This is a genomic window from Brevibacterium daeguense (assembly GCF_021729135.1).
GTDB lineage: Bacteria > Actinomycetota > Actinomycetes > Actinomycetales > Brevibacteriaceae > Brevibacterium > Brevibacterium daeguense.
On the sequence record NZ_JAJTWW010000021.1, the window covers coordinates 1 to 18,528 of the forward strand.

The window sequence follows — 18,528 nt, forward strand, 5'->3', positions numbered from 1 at the left end:
CTGTGCAAACGGCATCACCAGCTCAAGACGCGGGGGAAGCTTCGGCTGGAACACGGACCCGACGGGATCATCCGCTGGCTCCTGCCCCACGGCATCATCCACGACGACCATCCACCTGATCGGCCCATCGATCAGGCCCACGCCGACCACTTCACCACCCCGCCAGCCGCTGGAGAATCACCGGACGGCCGACCAGCGGATTGCAGCGGGCCGACAGGCACTGCCGAACCTCCGGACGCCGACAGACCATCAGTAAAGGCCGGCGAGCCTCCCGACGACCCCGGACCTCCCGACGACGCCGGGCCTCCCGAAAGAGGAGCAGCACCACGAAATGCTGGGCCTCCAGGAAACGGTGCGCCCCCAGAACCGGGCCGACCATCCGACGGGACGCGACCAGCGAATCAGCAGCCCGAACCGAACCACGAGGACTCACCCGACGTCGAGCTGCCCTTCGAAGAACCCGGACTCGACGTCACGGGAGGCCGGCGACTCCAGGACGATCACGATCCGCCGCCCTTCTGACCCGTCGTTCTCACAGCATGCGATCGATCCCCGACCTCACCGGCTCAGCGCTGCGACTACTCCCGCGGAGCCGAGAACTACTCCCGCGGTGCGGAGTCGGTGAGGACGTCCCAGATGACGGGTTCGCCGCCGGCCAGGGCCATGCTGCCGAGTGCGACGAGGGCCTGGTGCTCGGTGGTGTTGGTGTCGCGCCGGGCCCAGATCAGCTGGGTCAGGTGGTGGAGGGGGTATTCGGCGGTGATGCCGATACCGCCGTGGAGCTGGTGGGACTGGGCCGCTACGAGTCCGCCGGCTTGGGCGGCGATGGCCTTGGCGGCGAACGCGGCGGCCACCTCGGCGTCGCCGGCCTTGGCTTCGGGTGTCTCGCCGGTGATCTCGAGGGCGCGGTCGAAGGCTTCGATGGCGAGATCGAGCTGCATCCGCATCCGGGCGATCCAGGTCTTGACCGCCGGGATGGTCGCCAGCGGCGCCCCGAACTGCTCGCGCTCGATGACGTGCCGGGTGGTCAGCGCGAGCGCCCCTTCGGCTGCGCCGATGAGCACCGCGGCGTCGAGCAGCGCGGCCAGCGCGTCACGGGCTCGCCCGGCCAGCCCGTTGCCCTCATGGGCAGCGAGGAGGTGCTCGGGCAGCTCAGCGGTGACGCCGAGCCGCGCCAGCCCGCGCACGATGGTTGCCGCGTTGGTGAGCGTGCCGCCGGATCCGCCGGCGGTTTCGGGGATCGAGACCCTCGTCCAGCCGAGTTCCTCGACGACGGCCTTCATCCGGTCGGTGCCGGCTGGCGTCCGGTTGACCTCGAGCAGACTGCCGCCGGCGACTCGAGCGGCCAGTTCGATGAGCTCCTGGGCATCGGGGTCTGCCAGCTTCGGTTCCGGATCGGCCTTGCTCAGGTCCCGCGGCAGTTCGAGCTTGGCCACGATGCCCAGCAGCACGTCCTCGGCTCCGCCGCGGATGCCGAAGGCTGGTGAGGCCCACAGCGCCTGCTGGATCATCTCTGCCAGCGGCTCACTCGGGCACGGCACGAGGCGCCGGGCGACGTCGATGAGGTCCTTCTCGAAGGTGTTGCCGAGGTACTTCGAGGCCGCCGCCAGCCGGATGGGCGCCTGCCCGGCGTCGAGGGCGGCGGCGATCCTGCGGTACATGTGGCGCAGCCCGGCAAGTGTGGCCACCATCTGACCGAGGTCGCGCTGGGCGCCCTCATCGGTGCGCAGCTGCTCCTCGGCCAGCAGCTCCGGCATCAGCACCCAGGTCGACAGTGCCCGTTCGGGCCCGCCGCGCTCGAAGCTGAGCTGCTCGATGACCTGCTTCCAGCCCTCGCCCTCGGTGCCGATCAACCGGTCGGCCGGGATGAACACGTCGGTGTAGCGGACCTCGTTGAAGTGGTGCTCGCCCGCCAGGTCGACGATCGGGGAGACCTCGATGCCGGGGGAGTCCATATCGATGATGAACTCGCTGAGCCCCTGGTGCTTCTTGTCCTCGACCGAGGTGCGGGCCAGGATGTACATCGCGGTGGCGTTGTGGGCCTGGGTGGTCCAGATCTTGTGCCCGTTGAGGATCCAGCCGCCCTCGGCGGGCACGGCTCGGGTCTTGACGCTGGCCAGGTCCGAACCGGCCTCCGGCTCGCTCATCCCCAACCCGATCACCGCACGACCGGCGATGATGTCGGGCAGGATGTCGGCCTTGAGCTGCTCGGTGCCGGCACGCAGCACCGCTGGGCCGATCTGCCGTTCGGCGATCCAGTGGGCCGTCACGGGTGCCCCGACCCGCAGCAGCTCCTCGGTCAGCGCCAGCCGGTCGGTGTTGGGTCTGCCGGCCCCGCCGTGCTCGGTCGGCCACGTCATGCCCAGGAATCCGGCCGCTCCCAGATCGCGGGAGAAGTCGTGGTCCACCGAGCGCAGCCAGCAGTCGACCTTCGGGGCGAACGCCCCGGAAGCCAGCCGCTCGTCGAGGAAGGCGCGGATGCGGGTGCGGATCTCATTCGAACTCATAGCGTCTCTGCTCCTCTCAGCGTCCCTGGAACTGCGGAGTCCGCTTCTCCTTGAAGGCGGTCACCGCCTCCCGGGAGTCCTCCGTCGACTGGATGACCGCCTGCTCGGCCGCCGCGTGCACCAGGTGATCGGTCAGCGTCTGCGTCCGCGCGATCCGCGTCAGCCGCTTGATCGTCCGGATCGCCACCGGCGGGCCGGACGCCAGCTGCCGCGCCAGCTCCATCACCGCCGGCATCAGCTCCTCGGCCGGGTGGGAGGCCATCGTGATGCCCAGCTCGGTCGCCTCCGTACCGTCGATGAACCTGCCGGTCCACATCAGCTCGAGTGCCCGCTGCTCGCCGACCATCCGCGGCAGCATGTGCGCACCGCCGTCACCGGGCACCAGCCCGACCCGCACATAGCCCTGCGACAGCCGCGCGGTGTCCGCGATCAGCCGGATATCGGCCATCAGCGCCATGTCCATCCCCGCACCGATCGCATCACCGTTGATCGCGGCGATGTAGGGCTTCTCGAAATGCTCCAGCGCTCGCCCGACCGCATGGACGTCGTCGGCCAGGTAGGCCCGCCGCTGAAGCGTCTCGGTCACCCCGCCGAACTCCTCCAGATCGACCCCGGCGCAGAACCCCTTGCCCGCACCCGTGATCACCAGGACCTTGACCTCGGGATCAGCGGCCGCGGTGTCGATCGCGGCGGCCCATCCGGCCAGCATGGCCCGGTTGAAGGCATTGCGGCGATCCGGACGATTGAGAGTGAGAACGGCAACGCCATCCTCCACCAGATAGTCGACTTCAGAACCCAGAGAGGCCATGAACAGTGCTCCTTTGCGCGGTGGGGCGGAGAGTTGCGCTGCTGCAGCAGGCGACTCTGCCCGGAGGGACGACTTGATGAACGCCGACTGATCGAACGTTCAGTTCAACTGGAGTCTATTTCCGACGGGGTCGGGCGGTCAAAGCGAGCCCCGCAGGTCATCGTGGGCCAGGCGGCCGAAGTCGGTGCCAGGCGGTCAGAGTGGGTCGGGCGGTCAATGCACCGACTCTCCGAAGGCTCGGAGCGCATCCTTGTGACGCACCTCGCACTGGAGCCCGGAATTATTAAATCTTGAATCAAGTTGTCTGAAGTGTGGCGTCGCAGGGCGCTGCGCTGACTTCCGCTCGACATGACATACCAGGAGAGACTGAATGCTCAAGATCGCCATCATCGCAGGATCGAACCGCCCGAACGCCCTCAACCCGCAGGTCGTGGACTGGGTTGCCGAGCAGCTCGCTCAGCGCGGCGACGTCGAGGCCGAGGTCGTCCGCTACGACGACTTCAACCTGCCCGTGCTCGATGAGCCGGTGCCGGCCGGTGCCCACATGTACCAGAACGACCACACCAAGGCCTGGGGCGCCAAGCTCGCCGATTTCGACGGCTACATCTTCGTCACCCCCGAGTACAACCACTCGGTGCCGGGCAACCTGAAGAACGCCCTCGACTACGTGGCTGTCGAGTTCAACCACAAGGTCGGGGCGATCGTGAACTACGGTGCTGACAAGGGTGTGCGCGCCGCCGAGCACCTGCGGCTGATCCTCATCAACACGAAGATGGCGACCGTCCGCGACCAGACCTCGTTCAGTATCTTCACCGACTTCGCCGACGGGAAGTTCGCCCCGCAGGCGGTCTCCAGCCAAAGCTTCACCCCGATGGTCGATGACCTCGTGCTGTGGGGCGAGGCGCTCAAGGGTGTGCGCGAGCGGATCGCCGAGAAGGCCGCCGCCGGCGCGTGACCGTCGTGCCTGCCGGAGCATAGGCGGCACCGCAGCATTCGAGATCCCACGGACCCGCCCAGGGCTCGTGGGATCTCGTGCTGTCCGGGGCCTTCGCGGGAGCTGCCGACCGATATCGCTGACAAGGGAGCCGGCAGCGGCGATACTCGGAGGCATGGACATTCTCAAGAAGCACCACATCGTCGATGCCCTCGCCCCGGAGTGGCGGATGCTCTCCCAGGCGGTCCACGCCCGTTTCCTCACCGGTGACTTCGCCACCGGGATGCGCTTCGTGAATGCCGTCGCCGAGGCGGCAGAGGCCGCCGATCATCACCCCGACGTCGATCTGCGCTACCTCCACGTCGACATGGGCCTGATCAGCCACAGCGCGGGCGGCATCACGGAGCGCGATCTGCGGATGGCGCAGCAGATCTCGGACATCGCGGCGGACATGAACATCCGCTCCGCGCCCGAGGAGCTCGCCGAGCTGGAGATCGCCCTCGACACCGCGCGCGCCCAGTCGATCGCCCCGTTCTGGGCGGCAGTGCTCGACGGCGAGATCGGCGGGGACGGTGACATCGTCGCCGAGGCGACCGGCCGGCTCCCCATGCTGTGGTTCCAGCCCACGGACGAGCATCAAGAACCCCGCCAGCGCTTCCACCTCGACGTGTGGGTGCCGGCCGACGTGGCCGAGGAGCGCATCAGGCGAGCGGTCAAGTCCGGGGGCACCGTCGTCGACTCCTCCCACGCGCCGAGCTTCACCGTGCTCGCGGATCGAGACGGGAACAAGGCCTGCATCTGCACGGCCCTGGACCGCGAGGACGCCGGCGTCGAGGGCTGACGCCCGACTCCGACTCCGACCAGCCTGCTCCGATGAGCAGACTCCGACTAGGCGGTGCCCGCGCGGGTGGTCAGCAGAGCGACCGCCTCGGCGTCGGTGGCGACCGTCTCCGCACGACGGCGGAGCTCGACGTCGGCGGTGAACCGGTCCACCTCGGCGGTGATCCGGGCATCGTCCCACCCGAGTTCTCCGGCCGCGAGCTCCGCGGCAGCGCGCGCGGCGGCCACGCCCCGGTCGGCGACCTCGAACTCCAGGCGCAAGCGGCGGTGGAGAACGTCCTCCAGGTGCACGGCGCCCTCGGAGCGGGCGGCGTAGACGACCTCGGCCTGCACGCAGTGCTCTGCGCCGGGCAGCGGCGAGGCGAGGCCGGGCCGGTCGTCGATCAGATCGAGCAGATCGGCGAGCAGGGAGCCGTAGCGGCCCTCGAGCCGCTCGAACCGCGACTCGTCCCAGCCGTAGCCGGTGGTCAGCGCCTCCCGGCGGGGCGCGGACAGCGCTACGTGCTCGGCGCCGAGCAGCGGCTCGGTCTCCGTGCGGGAACGCGACCGGGGAAAGCGCTTGCGGACCGCGAAGTCCACAGCGTCGGCGGCCATCACCCGATAGGTGGTGAGCTTGCCGCCGGCGATCGCGCTGAGTCCCGGCGCGATCTCCTTGACCGCGTGCTCGCGGGAGATGCGCGTGCTGTCACCGGTGTCGGCCACGGGCTGGAGCAGCGGGCGCAGGCCGGCGAAGGCGCCGACGACGTCCTCACGGGTCAGCGGGTCGGCGAGCACGGCGTTCGCGCCCGAGAGCACCCGGTCGATGTCGGTGGCGGTGACGAGCGGGTGGGAGACGTCCTCGTGCCAGGGCGTGTCCGTGGTGCCGATGAGCCAGCACTCGCCCCACGGGATGATGAACAGCACCGAGGTGTCGGTCCGGGTGATGACCCCCGTCCCGGGTGGGCCCGCGATCCGCTCGCGCGGAACGGTGATGTGGATCCCCTTCGAGGCGAGCACCCGCAGGCCGCGCTCGGCGCCGGCCGCGGCCTGCTGCTGGGAGGTCCAGACGCTCGTGGCCAGGATCGTGCTGTGGGCGCGGATGGCGAATTCCTCGCCGGTCTCCTCGTCGCGGGCACGCACGCCGACCACCTGATCATCCTCGTGCAGGTAGGCGACGACCGAGGCGTAGTTGGCGGCCAGGGCCCCGCGGCCGACGGCGGAGCGGACGAGCAGCTGGGTGAGGCGGGCATCGTCGACCTGGGCGTCGAAGTACTCGATGCCCCCGTACTCCGCGGCAAGGCCCGGGAAGCGCTCGGCAAGGCGTCCGGGCCCGAGGTGGCGGTGAGTGGGCACCGCCCGCCGCTTCCCGAGCCGGGCGGCCATCACGTCGTAGAGGGTGACGCCGGAGCCGATGTAGGCCCGATCGGCGAGCAGCGTCTCGAACGGGAACACGAAGGACACGGGCCGCACCAGGTGCGGGGCGATCCGGGTGAGGAGCAGATCCCGCTCGTGGAGCGCCTCGGCGACGAGTGGGAAGTCGAGCATCTCGAGGTAGCGCAGCCCGCCGTGCACCAGCTTCGAGGATCGCGAGGAGGTGCCGGACGCCCAGTCGCGGGCCTCCAGAATGCCCACATCCAGGCCGCGCGTGGCGGCGTCGAACGCGATCCCCGCGCCCGTGATCCCCCCGCCGACCACGAGGATGTCCAGCGGGGTGGCCGCCGAGGTGCGGGCCAGGTTGCGCAGCGCTGCTCGGCGCGAATCGGGATTCAGGTGAGCGGTGCGCATCGGCCCACACTATCAACGCCGCCTGTGCGCTCCGGTGAGCAATTCGCGCGGTCTTGCCATTTCCGATCCTCTGACATTCAATGAACGAGCGAACAGTAGTGCGTTTTGACGGCCGGGAGAAGAGGAACCGATGAGGGTTTTCGAAGCAGTGGCGAAGTACTTGGCCGAGGAGCGGGCGGGCAGACCGGTGTTCGGCCTGATGGGGGATGCGAACCTGGGATACCTGGGCGCCTTCATGGAGCGCGAGGGCGGGCGCTACATCGCCGCGGCGCTCGAAGGGGGAGCGGTGTCGATGGGCGACGGCTGGGCGCGTGCGACCGGTGAGGTCGCCGTCGTCTCCGTCACCCACGGTCCCGCGCTGACGAACACCCTGACCGCCCTCACCGAAGCCGCCCGCTCCCGCAGTGGGCTCGTGCTGCTCGCGGGGTCCACCCCGGAAGTCAACGACCACTTCCAGTATGTGGACATCGAGGGCTTCGCGCGCTTCGCCGGTGCCGGTTTCGTCAAGGTGCGCACACCGGCGGAGCTGCTGCCGATGCTCGACCGCGCCTTCGCCCGCGCGGCAGCTGAGTCCGCTCCCGTCATCCTCGACATCCCCTATGGCGTCCTGCGGGCCGAGATCGAGTACCGCGCGCCGCGGATCCCCACCCTGCACGGGCGGCGGCTCCTGCCGGACCCGGAATCCGTCGACGAGGTGCTGGGCCTGCTGATCTCGGCCAAACGGCCGCTGCTGGTGGCCGGCCGGGGAGCGGTCGCCTCGGGCGCTCGCGAGGCGATCCTGCAGCTGGCGCGGGCGGTGAATGCCCCGGTGATGACCACCCTGCTGGCCAAGGACTTCTTCGACGGCGAGCCGGAGAACCTGGGGATCCACGGCACCCTGTCGACGCCGGCGGCGATCGAGTACATGGCCGATGTCGACATCGTGATGTCCTTCGGCGCCTCGCTCAACCACCACACGACCGACAGCTTCGCGCTGCTGCGCGACCGGATCCTGATCCAGACCGATGTCGATCCGAGGGCGATCAGCGGCTACGGCCCCGCGCACCATGCGGTGCTCGCGGATGCGCGCGCGATGGCGCAGGCGCTGCTCGACCGCCTGCGGGAGTCCGAGCTGGAGACCAGGCGCGCCATCTACATGGACGTGGTCGCCGCAGCACCGCACCGCGAGTCCAAAGACCTCTACGAGTCGACCACCGGTGACGGCTTCATCGACATGCGGGACGCGACCCGCTGGCTGAACTCGGTGCTGCCGGAGGGATCCGTGCAGGTCAGCGACGTCGGCCGCTTCGTGTACTCGACCTGGCCGCACATCACCGTCGATCCCGCGCGCTGGATCTACGCCGGCGCGTTCGGCTCGATCGGGCTCGGCACCGCGACGGCCGTCGGCGCAGCGGCTGCTCGCGACGACGTGCCGACCGCGCTGTACGTGGGCGACGGCGGCGCGATGCAGGGGATTGTCGAGCTCGGCACCGCGGTGCGGGCCGGGCTGCCGCTGGTGATGATGGTGCTCAACGACCAGTGCTACGGCGCCGAATACCTCAAGCTCAAGTGGTTCGGCTCGTCCCCGGAGCAGTCGTTCATCGACTGGTCCTCCTTCGCCGAGGTGGCGAAGTCGCTGGGTGCCCACGCCGTGCGCGCCACCTGCATGGCCGAGCTGGAGCCCGCCGCCGAGGCGATCCGCGCCGGCCGCTTCCCCCTCCTCATCGAGGTGGTCGCCGATCCGGGGAAGGTGGCGAACCGGCCCGGGATCGTGCCGATGGACGACTGACCGGCAGCTGCCGAGCCCGCGGCGGCACCCTCGAACGCGAACCGGCGCCGACCTCGATGGTCGGCGCCGGTTCGCGTTCGCGCGAGTCCTGCGGCGCGAGTCGTGCAGTGCGCGTCAGGCGACGAGTGTCACGCGACGAGCACGGTGCGGCCGCGGGACTTGCCGGCGGCCAGGGCCTCGAGCGAGGAGTTGATGTTCTCCACGGTCAGCGGCTTCTCCTCGATCGGCAGCTTGGGCAGGTCGTTCGTCTTGGCCAGCTCCACCAGCTCCTTGAGCTCGGGGAGGCTGCCGACGAAGTTGCCCTCGATCGTGAAGACCTGCAGGGCCAGCAGCGAGGTCGGGTAGGTGTGCTCCCCGCCGAACAGCCCGACGCTGACGAGCTTGCCGCCCTTCTGCAGCGCGCCGAGTGCCATGCTCGCCGTGCCCGCATTGTTGACGAAGTCGATGGCGGCGGCGATCTTCTTGCCCGTCGCCTCGAGGAGGCCCTCGAGCGGGTTCTCGACGCGGGAGTTGAAGGTGATCGTGGCTCCGAGCTGCTTGGCGCTCTCGAGGTTCTCGTCGCTGACGTCGACTGCGGCGATCTGCTTGTGGCCCAGCGCCTTGAGCATCGCCACTGCCATGAGGCCCACGCCGCCGGCTCCGATCACTGCCACGATGTCCTCGTCACCGCGCGGCAGCACCTTGTTGACGGCCGAATAGCTGGTCACGCCCGAGCACGCCAGCGTCGCGCCCCATGCCGGGTCGAGGTCGCCGAGCTCGATGAGGTACTTCTCGTCCGGCACCCAGGCCTCATGCGCGTAGCCGCCCTTGAGGGCCACGCTGAGGTTCCGGGGGCGCGGGCAGTAGTTCTCGCGATCCTCCCGGCAGGCCTGGCACTCGCCGCAGCCGATCCAGGGGAAGACGATGTACTGCTGGTCGCCTGGCTGCAGACTGGAATCGGGACCGACGGCCTTGACGGTGCCGACGATCTCGTGCCCGAAGACGGCCGGGTACTCGACGCCCGAGGCGGTGACCGGCAGCTTGCCGGCCGCTCCCAGATCGAAGTAGCCCTCCTGCATGTGCACGTCGGAGTGGCACACGCCGGTGTGCGTGATGTTCACGAGGACTTCCCTGCCCTTGAGCTCCGGAGTGGGCAGCTCCATCTCCTCGACTGACTCACCTGGTCCGGACACGGTGTATGCCTTCATATGATCCTCCTTGATCAGCTGTTCCCTATTCGGCTCTCTCATTCCATCACTCGGGGAGTTCAAAGTCGAGCGGAAGTCGACCGTTTGTTCGGAGAGTTGAAATCGGGGTCTCGGCCGCGGCTCGGCTGCGGTGGGAGGTCAGGGCACGAGCACGATGTTGCCGGTGGAATGCCCGCCTTCGACCTCCGCGACGGCGCGGCCGGCCTCGGCCAGCGGCACGACCGTCACCTGCGGGTCGATGAGGCCGTAGGAGGCGACGTCGACGATCTTCTTCAACGCCTCGGGGTCGTGCTGGAGCTCGAGCACACCGTGCTCCGCGACTGCTCCGGAATCGACCGTCGTGATGATGCGGTCTGCGCTCACCACCTCGAGTGCTGCGCGCAGGCTGTCGCCGCCCACCAGGTCGAGGACCAGGTCGATCGTCCCCGAGCTCGCCGCCCGCAGCCGGTCGGCCAGCCCCGGACCGTAGACGACCGGGGTCGCGCCGAGGCCACGCAGGTAGTCCTGCTTCGATTCGCCGGCAACGCCGATCACGTTGAACTTGTGGACCCCGCCGATCTGGGTCGCGATCGTGCCGACTCCGCCGCCGGCCCCCAGGATGACGAGGGTCTGGCCCCGCTCGAGCTCGATCTGGTGGGTGCCGTCGTAGGCGGTGACTCCGGCCACAGGCATCACCGCGGCATCGGTGAAGCTGAGCGCGGCAGGCTTCTCCACCGTGGCGGCGGCCCGGAGAACGGTCTGGTCCGCGTAGCCGCCGAAGCCCTTGGCCACGGTGCCGACCACCTCGGTCCCCACCGGGAAGCCCTCGACGTCGGGACCGACGGCCCGGACCACGCCTGCCGCCTCGACGCCCATGGCGCGCGGAAGCTTGGCCTTGCGCCCGAACAGGCCGGACCGCAGCTTCCAGTCGTACGGATTGACGCCGGCGGCCCGGACGTCGATGAGGAGCTGCCCGGGTCCGGGCTCCGGGGTCGGGCCCTCGAAGAACTGCTCGTGCTCGGCGGAGCCGAAATCGGTGAAGACGTAGGTGGTGGTCATCGTGATCCCTTCGGGTGCGCTGGTGGTGATGTGAGTCCAGACAACCCCAGTGCCCCCTCCGGCGCCTTGATCCCGGTCAAGATGTTGCACCGCTGTGCGGCCCGGCCGAGCCCTGCCGGCTCAGCCGCCGGGCCTCACTCGCTCACCGGCCGAGCAGCTCGTCGGAGATGATGCGCATCTGGATCTCGGAGGAGCCCTCGAAGATCTTGGTCAGGCGGGCGTCGCGCCAGTACCGCTCGACCGGGAAGTCCTTGGTGTAGCCGGCGCCGCCGTGGATCTGCACGGCTTCGCTGGTGACCCGCTCGGACATCTCGGCGGCGAAGTACTTGACCATCGCGGCTTCCTTCGAGCAGCGCTCGCCGGTGTCGATCTTGGTGCACACGGAGTACATCAGCTGCCGGGCGGCCTCGATCTGGGCGGCCATGTCGGCGATCTTGAACCGCAGGTGCTGGAAGTCGGCGAGCTTGTGGTTGAACTGCACGCGCTGCTGCATGTAGTCGATCGAGTCCTCCAGCGCGGCCTGCGCCAGCCCGATCGACCGTGCCGCGGTGTGCGCACGCCCGACCTCCAGGCCGGAGACGGCCTGGTAGAAGCCCTTGTCCTGCTCGCCGAGCAGGGCATCGGCCGGCAGCCGGAAGTTGTCGAAGTTGAGGTCCCAGGTCTTCCAGCCGAAGTACCCGATCTTGCGGGCCGGGGTGCCCGACATCCCCTCGGGGAACGTGCCGCGCTCCTTCTCGACGAGGAATGCCGAGATGCCGCGGTGGCGCTTGGTCGGATCCGGATCCACCCCGGTGCGGGCGAAGAGGATGATGTAGTCGGCCTGGTCGGCGTAGGTGCACCACATCTTGGTGCCGTTGATGATCCACTCGCCGGTAGTTGCGTCCTGCTCGGCCTTGCACTTGATATTGGCGACATCGGAGCCGGCCTCCGCCTCGGAGAGGGCGAACGCGCCGAGGTACTCGCCGGTGGCGACCTTGGGCAGCAGGCGCTCCTCCTGCTCCTGCGAGAAGCCGCCGCCCATCCCGTTGCCGCGGGCGAGCAGCCCGGACACGCTCATCCAGGCGCGCGAGAGCTCCTCGGCCACCAGGCAGTACTCGAAGACGCCCAGACCCAGCCCGCCGTACTCCTCCGGGATGAGGATGCCGAAGAAGCCCATGTCCGCCATCTGCTGGACCATGTCGCGGGGGAAGTCGCCCTCCTCCGGGTCGACCTCGTTGGCGATCGGGAGCACGACCTCACGCGCGAACTGGCGCGCGAGCTTCTGCAGCTCGAGCCGGTCCTCGGTCATGTAGTGGGGAGTATCCGGACGTGGACGGGGCTTGTGCGTCATTGAACTTCTCCTAGTCACCCAGCAGGGCTGGCTCTCACCCCGGGGCGTTCACCCCGTACGGGTATCAATAATCCGTCATTATGCTACCGCGTGAAACAATCGCTGCGCAGTCCCGGTCCATACCCCGGAACCCGCCGGGCTCAGCGTGGGGCGGAAACCCCCGCGGTCCCGGTCCCCGGTGCCTCAGCCGCGGGACGGGCGGCCCACTCGCGCAGCGTCACTGCCCGGATCTTGGCGCCGTTGGTGCCGGCGACCGTCGGCATGTCCTCGATGATGCGCACTTCCGCCGGGACTTTGTACCGGGCCAGGCTCGCCCTGCAGTACTCGCGCAGGTCGTCCGGCGTCGCGGTGCCGGTGTCGGCCAGCGACACGAAGGCGACCGCCTCGGGCTCCCCGCTGCCTGCGGTCCGGCCGACCACCTTGGCGATCTCGACGTCCGGGTGCCCGGCCAGATGCATCTCGATCTCGGCGGGGTCGACGAGGAAGCCCTTGAGCCGCAGCACGTCGCCGATCCGGCACACGTACAGGTACGATCGGTCATCGATCGCCTCGCCGAGGTCGCCGGAGCGGAACCAGCCGTCGGCGGTGAAGGCCTTGGCGCCCTCGCCCGCGTCGCCCAGGTACGCGCTGACGACGTTGGGACCGCGGAACTGGATCTCACCGCGCTCGCCGGCGGGCACCTCGGCTTCGGTGGCGGGATCGACGATCCGGAAGGTGTACTCCGGCGAGGTCAGCGTGCCGCCGCCGGACCAGCGCAGCTCCTCCGGTCGCTCCTGGGTCCAGAACGAGGTCAGCGCGAAGATCTCCGAGGAGCCGTAGACGCCCCCGGTCGCGGTGCCGAACTCGCGCGCCGACCAGGCCGCGATCTCCTTGGACATGCCCTGGAAGTCGGCGATGCCTGTCCAGCGCCATGAGTCCAGGTCGAGCTGCTCGGCCTCCCACGCCGCCCGGAGGCGGGAGAGCATGTCGTCGGCGCCGACGAAGTGGGTGCCGCCGAACTCGTGCCAGGCGTGCAGCAGTCGGGTCTCGTTGAAGACCGCCTGCAGCAGGACGGCCGCTCCGCCGAACAGCGCTGCCATGCCGGCCACATATCCGAACACCCCGGAGTAGGGCAGCGGCTCGACCATCAGGTCCGCAGGGCCGAATCCGATCCGTGCGGCGACCTGCTCGGAGTGGTGCACGACGGCGAACTCGTCGTGGGCGGCCAGCTTGGGCAGACCGGTCGAGCCCGAGGTGGTGAAGGCCACCGACAGCGTCCTCGGGTCGCCCTGGAGGCGGAAGTCCACCGCCGAGGCGCCCGCCGGCACGTCCGTAGACCGGCAGCTCCCGGCTCCCTGGTCGTAGTCGGCGGCGTCGTAGTCCTGTTCGGCGCCCGGCGCCGCGGTGGCGATGACGAATGGCGGGGTGAAGCCATCGCCGGCGCGGCTCCGCGCTTCCGTGATCGCGCCGTGCAGCGTGGTCAGGAAGTCGATGCGCTGGAACGCGTGGGCCATCACGAGCGCCTTCGGCCGGGCCTTGTGCAGGACGTGGCCGACCTCGGTGATGTTGTACCGGGTGTTGACGCCGATGACGTGTGCCCCCACCGCGGAGGCGGCGAACTGCCACGCGTAGGAGTCCGACCAGCTCGGCAGCCAGACGGCCACGCAGTCGCCCTCGCCCACACCCTGCTCGCGCAGCAGCGCGGCGAAGCCGGTGGCGGTGTCGAGCAGCTGGGCTGCGGTGACGGTGCGGTGCTCGTCGCCGACCGGCTCGACGATGAGCCGGCGGTCCGGGGACTGGGCGGCCCAGGCGTGCAGGTGCCCGTACAGGGTGGTTGAGGTGCTCATGCTGGCGCGGCCTCCGTTCGGTTCAGCGCCGCCTGGATCCAGTCGTGGACCACAGGTGCGAAGTCGGTCATCTCCTCCATCGGATAGTGCCCGATGCCCTCCAGCAGCGAGAACTCCGCGCCGGGGATCTGCTCGGCTGCCCGGCGCACAGAGGCCGGGTCGATCCACAGGTCACCGGTGCCGGCGACCAGGCGGGTCGGCGCGGTGATGCGGTGGAGCCGATCGAAGATGTCGTGATTGCCCCATGCGATGAGGTCCGAGCTGGAGATCTGCGGGTCCTCCCGGCAGTGCATCCGGGCGATGAGCTCCCGCCGGTCCTCGTTCACGGCAGAGCCGACGACGGCGCGAGTTCCCCAGTAGGTGCGGTCCGAGCGCGCCGGGGTGGAGATGTCGTTGAGCTCCCGCTGCATCGCACGGACGTTGACGAAGCCGCGGTCGGCGTTGGCGGCCATCGCGATCGCGGCCCGGATCCCGGAGCCCGCGCGGATCGCGATGTCGAGGGTGATCTTGCCGCCGATCGAGCAGCCGATGACGATCGGGTGCTGGATGCCGAGGCGGTCGAGGACGGCGAGGTTGAACTCCGCGTAGTCGCCCAGGTCGGTCACCGGCCCGCCGGGGCTCGGCTCAGAGTGACCGTGGCCGGGCATGTCGGGCACGATGACCCGGTAGCCGAGTGCGGCGAGGTCCCCGGCGACGCGGCGGTACTGGACGCCGCTCTGGCCGGCCGTGTGGATCGCCAGGATCGGCTGCGCATCCACGTCTCCCCAGTCCTCGGCGAAGGCGAGTGCCCCGCCGAGGTCCAGGTAGTGGGCGCGCAGGGTGTGCGCCGGAGTGGTGGGTGTGGGAGACATCTCTCAGACCTCCTCGAAGACGGGGGCGGGGCCGGCGGGCATGACAGTGGCTCCGACGACAGTGGACGCGTCGACGTGGTCGGCGCAGGCGTCCGCCCAGCCGGAGTCGACGGCGATCGCGCGGGCGATGTCGACGATCCGGATCAGGGCGGACGTCATGCGCAGGTATTCGTAGCCGGAGCCCGAGGAGCTCACGCGCCGCATCATCGCAGACTCCATGAAGGCATTGTGATCGGCCTGCATGAGCTCGATGAACTCAGCCCCGGGAATCGACACGAGGAAGTCGGCTCCGAGGATCGACCGGGCGGAGGCCTCGATCACCGACCCGCGGTAGCACCGCAGGTGCACGTCGCGGCCGCCGATCCGCAGGCCGATCGTGCCGTCGTAGGTCTCGATGAGGCGGGCGAACTCGGCGTCGTCGGTCAGTCGCGAGCCGAGCTCGGCGGTCCAGGCCTTGGACCCGGGGCACAGCAGGCCGGAGGGCTCCGGCAGCGCGGTCAGGAGCGCCAGTCGGACTTCGAGGGCGATCTCGTCGCGCTCGTCGCGCAGGCAGGCGGTCACCTCGGCGGTGGTGGAAGCACCGTCGATGCCCGTGCGGCCGGCTGCGAGGGCTGTCACCATCGCGTCGGCGGCCAGCTCGGGGGTCACGGCAGGCGCGGCCGATTCAGGGCCGGCCGGGCCGGGGAATGCGGCCGGTGCGCGCACCTCGGCGTCGGCGGTGAGGAGGGTGGCGCTCGCCGGCAGGGCGGCGGCCACTTCGGCGGCGAGGGCGTCGGCTGCGGCCAGCGCGGTGGCGCCCCACTGCCGGAAGCGCCCGGTGAACAGGCGCGAGCCGGCGGTGATGCTGCCGACTGCGGAGCCGGAGGCGTGAGTCATGAGAATTCCTTCCCGGATACGGGGTTGTGCGAAACTGGGCGTCTATGAGCGAGGAAGCCGAGCGGAAGGTCCGAAAGCGGGCGGCGCCGAAATTCATCGATCGGGAGACCGTGATCTCGGCGGTCCTGGAGATGTTCTCGACCCGCGGCTTCCACGGTGCTTCGATGCGGCAGATCGCCGCCGCGGCCAGCACCTCGCTGTCGAACCTCTACAACTACTTCGAGTCCAAGGACGAGCTGCTGGAGTTCGTGCTGGAGAACACCGCGCGTGCGCTCGCCGATCAGCTCGAGGCGGCGGTGGCCGAGGCGGGGGACGACCCCGCCGATCAGCTCGAGGCCGCCGTCCGCTCCTATGTCGACTTCATCGTCGACCAGCCGCAGGCCTCGACGGTCGGCATCACCGAGTTCCGCTATCTGCAGGGCGCGAACCGTGCCGAGGTGGTCGCGCAGCGCGATCGGACCGAGGCGACGTTCCGGCGGGCGATCGAAGCGGGTGCCGCATCGGGAGCGTTCTCCGTCGCGGACATCGGGGTGGCGACCCGCGGGACGGTGACCCTGTGCAACTCGATGTCGACCTGGTACCGGCCCGACGGCCGGCTCTCGCGCAGCGAGCTCGCCGACCTGCAGGCCGACCTGGTGCTCGGACTGGTGCGGGCGCAGCGCCGCGCCGTGCCGGGGCAGCCGTCGGCCGGCGCGCGCTGAGCCTGCGGGGTCACTGCAGCGAGCCACTGCTCTCCCGTTCGGCGGCAGCGTCCCGGCTGGTCCCGCTGTCCTGGCTGTCGGCCCCGTCCCGGCGCTCGAGCGTGCGCGAGTCGGCGGCCTCGACCGAGGGCGGCCACGAGAAGCGGGCGGCATCCCAGCCCTCCTCCAGGGACGACCAGAAGAAGAAGGACACGCGCCGCTCCTGGAACCTCCAGCCCTCAGCCGTCCGCACCATGGTGTCGGTGTAGCGGCCGGCCGCGAGCTGGGACTCGCCCTCGACCACGCACGGCTGCAGGAGCCAGGTCACGCCATGCGCGGTGTCACCGTCGATCTCGACGGTCTCGTTCGAGCTGAAGTGCCACCACGAGGTCACGGTGGTCGCGTTGAGCGTGGGGAAGAAGTCGAGCATCTCCGCCCGCCCGCGTGCCGTGGACAGGCCGACGAACGCGCCGTCGGGGGTGAAGGTGTCGGCCAGCGCCTCCCAGTGCCCGTCATCGAGGGCCTGGCAGTAGCGGGCCCGCAGCTGGGTGATCTCCTGGACGTCCTCGACACGGCGCAGGCGCGCGGCGAGCTCGGCGATGTCGATCTCGATGTCAGGCATTGGTCGCGGCCTCCTGCGCTGTGGTTCCGGTGGCTGCCCTGCCGGTGACTGCCGTGCCGGCGACCGCCTCGGCGGCCTCCCGCTTGGCGACCTCGTCGGACGTCTCGTGGAGGTCGGCCTGGAACCGCTCCCTGATGGTGAACACGGCCACGAAGGTGATGATCGCCATCGCGAGGATGTAGACCGACACGCTCAGCGAGGTCCCCGTTGTCGCGATCAGCCACACCATGACCATGGGCGCCAGGCCGCCGGCGAACACGCTGGCGAGCTGGAAGCCCAGGGAGGCGCCGGAGTAGCGGACGTCGGCGGGGAACATCTCCGCGAACATCGCGGCCTGGGGCCCGAACATCGTGGCGTGGAGGGTCAGGCCGATGATGATCGCCAGACCGACGACGACGGGATTGCCGGTGTCGACGAGCCAGAAGAACGGGAACGCGTAGACGCCCATGAGAGCGGCGCCGACGAGGAAGATCTTGCGGCGGCCGTGCCGGTCGGAGAGCGCCCCGAAGAACGGAATGGTGACCATCTGGGTCAGCACGGCGATCACGACGACCACGATCATCGTGGTCTGCGACAGACCGAGGTTGGCGGTGCCGTAGGACAGCATGCCGGAGATCATGATGTAGAAGGTGCCGTTGACGACGAAGAACGCGCCGGCCGCCTGGAGGATCTGCTTCCAGTACTTGCGGACGGCCAGGGCCAGCGGGACCTTGGGGATCTCGACGTCCGCGGTCTTCGCGGCGGCCTTGGCCTGCATCGTCTTGAAGACCGGGGTCTCCTCGATCTTGAGCTGCACGTAGATGCCCACGGCCACGAGGAGCAGTCCCGACAGGAACGGCACGCGCCAGCCCCAGGCGGCGAAGGCCTGATCGTCCACGAACAGCAGGATCGCCAGGAAGAAGGCGTTGCCGATGACGATGCCGGCCACGGTGCCGAGCTGCACGAGCGAGCCGTAGAACCCACGGCGCTTGACGGGCGAGTGCTCGGTGAGCAGCAGGGTGGCGCCGCCCCACTGGGCGCCGACGCCGAGGCCCTGGACCAGGCGCGCGACGATGAGCAGGATCGGAGCCCAGATGCCGATGGTGTCGTAGCCGGGCAGCAGGCCGATCGAGAAGGTCGCCAGGCCCATGACGATCATCGAGGCCACGAGCGGGCCCTTGCGACCGTACTTGTCGCCGAGCGAGCCGGCGATGATGCCGCCGAGCGGACGGGCGAGGAAGCCGACGGCCAGGGTGCCGAACGAGGCGATGGTGCCGCCCGAGCCGCCGAGGGTGGGGAAGAAGACGGTGCCGAAGACGAGTGCCGATGCCGTCGAGTAGATGAGGAAGTCGAACCACTCGAGTGCGGTGGCGAGGATGGACGCCGAGGCGAGCTTCCCCATCTTCTTCTCGGTGACCTCGACGGTCTCCGGGGCTCCCGTGCGGGTGCCGCTGTCAGGTGCGGTGCTCATGTTTCACTCTCCCTTGAGTCACAAGAACGAACGTTCTTCCGTAAAAG

15 protein-coding genes are annotated in these 18,528 nt (G+C 69.6%); 4 read left to right on the plus strand and 11 right to left on the minus strand.

The window, feature by feature from the left end; all coding sequences use genetic code 11:
- Positions 1-599 precede the first annotated feature (599 nt).
- A complete protein-coding gene (locus LXN01_RS14260) occupies positions 600-2,507 on the minus strand; it encodes an acyl-CoA dehydrogenase family protein (protein WP_236866140.1) in 1,908 nt (635 codons plus the stop codon).
- A gap of 16 nt (positions 2,508-2,523) precedes the next feature.
- Complete coding sequence (locus LXN01_RS14265; RefSeq protein WP_236866143.1) at positions 2,524-3,315, minus strand: enoyl-CoA hydratase/isomerase family protein; 792 nt, start codon at positions 3,313-3,315, stop codon at positions 2,524-2,526.
- 370 nt (positions 3,316-3,685) lie between these two features.
- Here LXN01_RS14265 and LXN01_RS14270 point away from each other — a divergent pair, with 370 nt between their 5' ends.
- Both LXN01_RS14270 and LXN01_RS14275 read left to right on the plus strand, forming a co-directional pair.
- Positions 3,686-4,270: an NADPH-dependent FMN reductase gene (locus tag LXN01_RS14270; RefSeq protein WP_236866145.1), complete on the plus strand. Its 585-nt coding sequence runs from the start codon at positions 3,686-3,688 to the stop codon at positions 4,268-4,270.
- A 154-nt stretch (positions 4,271-4,424) separates the two neighbouring features.
- Positions 4,425-5,090 (plus strand): 4a-hydroxytetrahydrobiopterin dehydratase, encoded by a 666-nt coding sequence (locus tag LXN01_RS14275; protein WP_236866147.1) that lies wholly within the window; start codon positions 4,425-4,427, stop codon positions 5,088-5,090.
- A 47-nt stretch (positions 5,091-5,137) separates the two neighbouring features.
- Here the strand turns inward: LXN01_RS14275 and LXN01_RS14280 are convergent, their stop codons facing one another.
- Positions 5,138-6,853, minus strand: a complete 1,716-nt coding sequence (locus LXN01_RS14280) for a glycerol-3-phosphate dehydrogenase/oxidase (protein ID WP_236866149.1) — start codon at positions 6,851-6,853, stop codon at positions 5,138-5,140.
- A 130-nt stretch (positions 6,854-6,983) separates the two neighbouring features.
- Between LXN01_RS14280 and LXN01_RS14285 the strand changes: the two genes are divergently transcribed.
- On the plus strand, positions 6,984-8,621 hold the full coding sequence (locus LXN01_RS14285; RefSeq protein ID WP_236866151.1) for a thiamine pyrophosphate-binding protein: 1,638 nt from the start codon (positions 6,984-6,986) through the stop codon (positions 8,619-8,621).
- A gap of 128 nt (positions 8,622-8,749) precedes the next feature.
- On the opposite strand, the gene LXN01_RS14290 is transcribed toward LXN01_RS14285, so the two are convergent.
- The 6 genes from LXN01_RS14290 to LXN01_RS14315 all read right to left on the minus strand — a co-directional run bounded on the left by LXN01_RS14290 (position 8,750) and on the right by LXN01_RS14315 (position 15,729).
- A complete protein-coding gene (locus LXN01_RS14290; RefSeq protein ID WP_236866153.1) occupies positions 8,750-9,808 on the minus strand; it encodes an alcohol dehydrogenase in 1,059 nt (352 codons plus the stop codon).
- Between the two features lie 138 nt (positions 9,809-9,946).
- The gene (locus LXN01_RS14295; protein ID WP_236866155.1) at positions 9,947-10,846 is read right to left on the minus strand and encodes an NADP-dependent oxidoreductase; all 900 of its coding nucleotides are present in this window, start codon (positions 10,844-10,846) and stop codon (positions 9,947-9,949) included.
- A 142-nt stretch (positions 10,847-10,988) separates the two neighbouring features.
- A complete protein-coding gene (locus LXN01_RS14300) occupies positions 10,989-12,176 on the minus strand; it encodes an acyl-CoA dehydrogenase family protein (protein WP_236866157.1) in 1,188 nt (395 codons plus the stop codon).
- A gap of 140 nt (positions 12,177-12,316) precedes the next feature.
- Positions 12,317-14,002, minus strand: a complete 1,686-nt coding sequence (locus LXN01_RS14305) for an AMP-binding protein (RefSeq protein ID WP_236866159.1) — start codon at positions 14,000-14,002, stop codon at positions 12,317-12,319.
- Entirely contained in the window at positions 13,999-14,853 is an 855-nt protein-coding gene (locus tag LXN01_RS14310; protein ID WP_236866161.1) for an alpha/beta fold hydrolase, read from the minus strand. Before LXN01_RS14310 ends, LXN01_RS14305 begins: the two co-directional genes overlap by 4 nt.
- 3 nt (positions 14,854-14,856) lie before the next feature.
- Positions 14,857-15,729, minus strand: a complete 873-nt coding sequence (locus LXN01_RS14315) for a hypothetical protein (RefSeq protein ID WP_236866163.1) — start codon at positions 15,727-15,729, stop codon at positions 14,857-14,859.
- Between the two features lie 44 nt (positions 15,730-15,773).
- Here LXN01_RS14315 and LXN01_RS14320 point away from each other — a divergent pair, with 44 nt between their 5' ends.
- Entirely contained in the window at positions 15,774-16,430 is a 657-nt protein-coding gene (locus LXN01_RS14320; RefSeq protein ID WP_236866165.1) for a TetR-type transcription factor C-terminal domain-containing protein, read from the plus strand.
- Between the two features lie 10 nt (positions 16,431-16,440).
- On the opposite strand, the gene LXN01_RS14325 is transcribed toward LXN01_RS14320, so the two are convergent.
- Entirely contained in the window at positions 16,441-17,031 is a 591-nt protein-coding gene (locus LXN01_RS14325; RefSeq protein WP_236866167.1) for a nuclear transport factor 2 family protein, read from the minus strand.
- The gene (locus LXN01_RS14330; protein ID WP_236866169.1) at positions 17,024-18,481 is read right to left on the minus strand and encodes an MFS transporter; all 1,458 of its coding nucleotides are present in this window, start codon (positions 18,479-18,481) and stop codon (positions 17,024-17,026) included. The genes LXN01_RS14325 and LXN01_RS14330 overlap by 8 nt, the downstream gene beginning before the upstream one ends.
- Between the last annotated feature and the right edge of the window lie 47 nt (positions 18,482-18,528).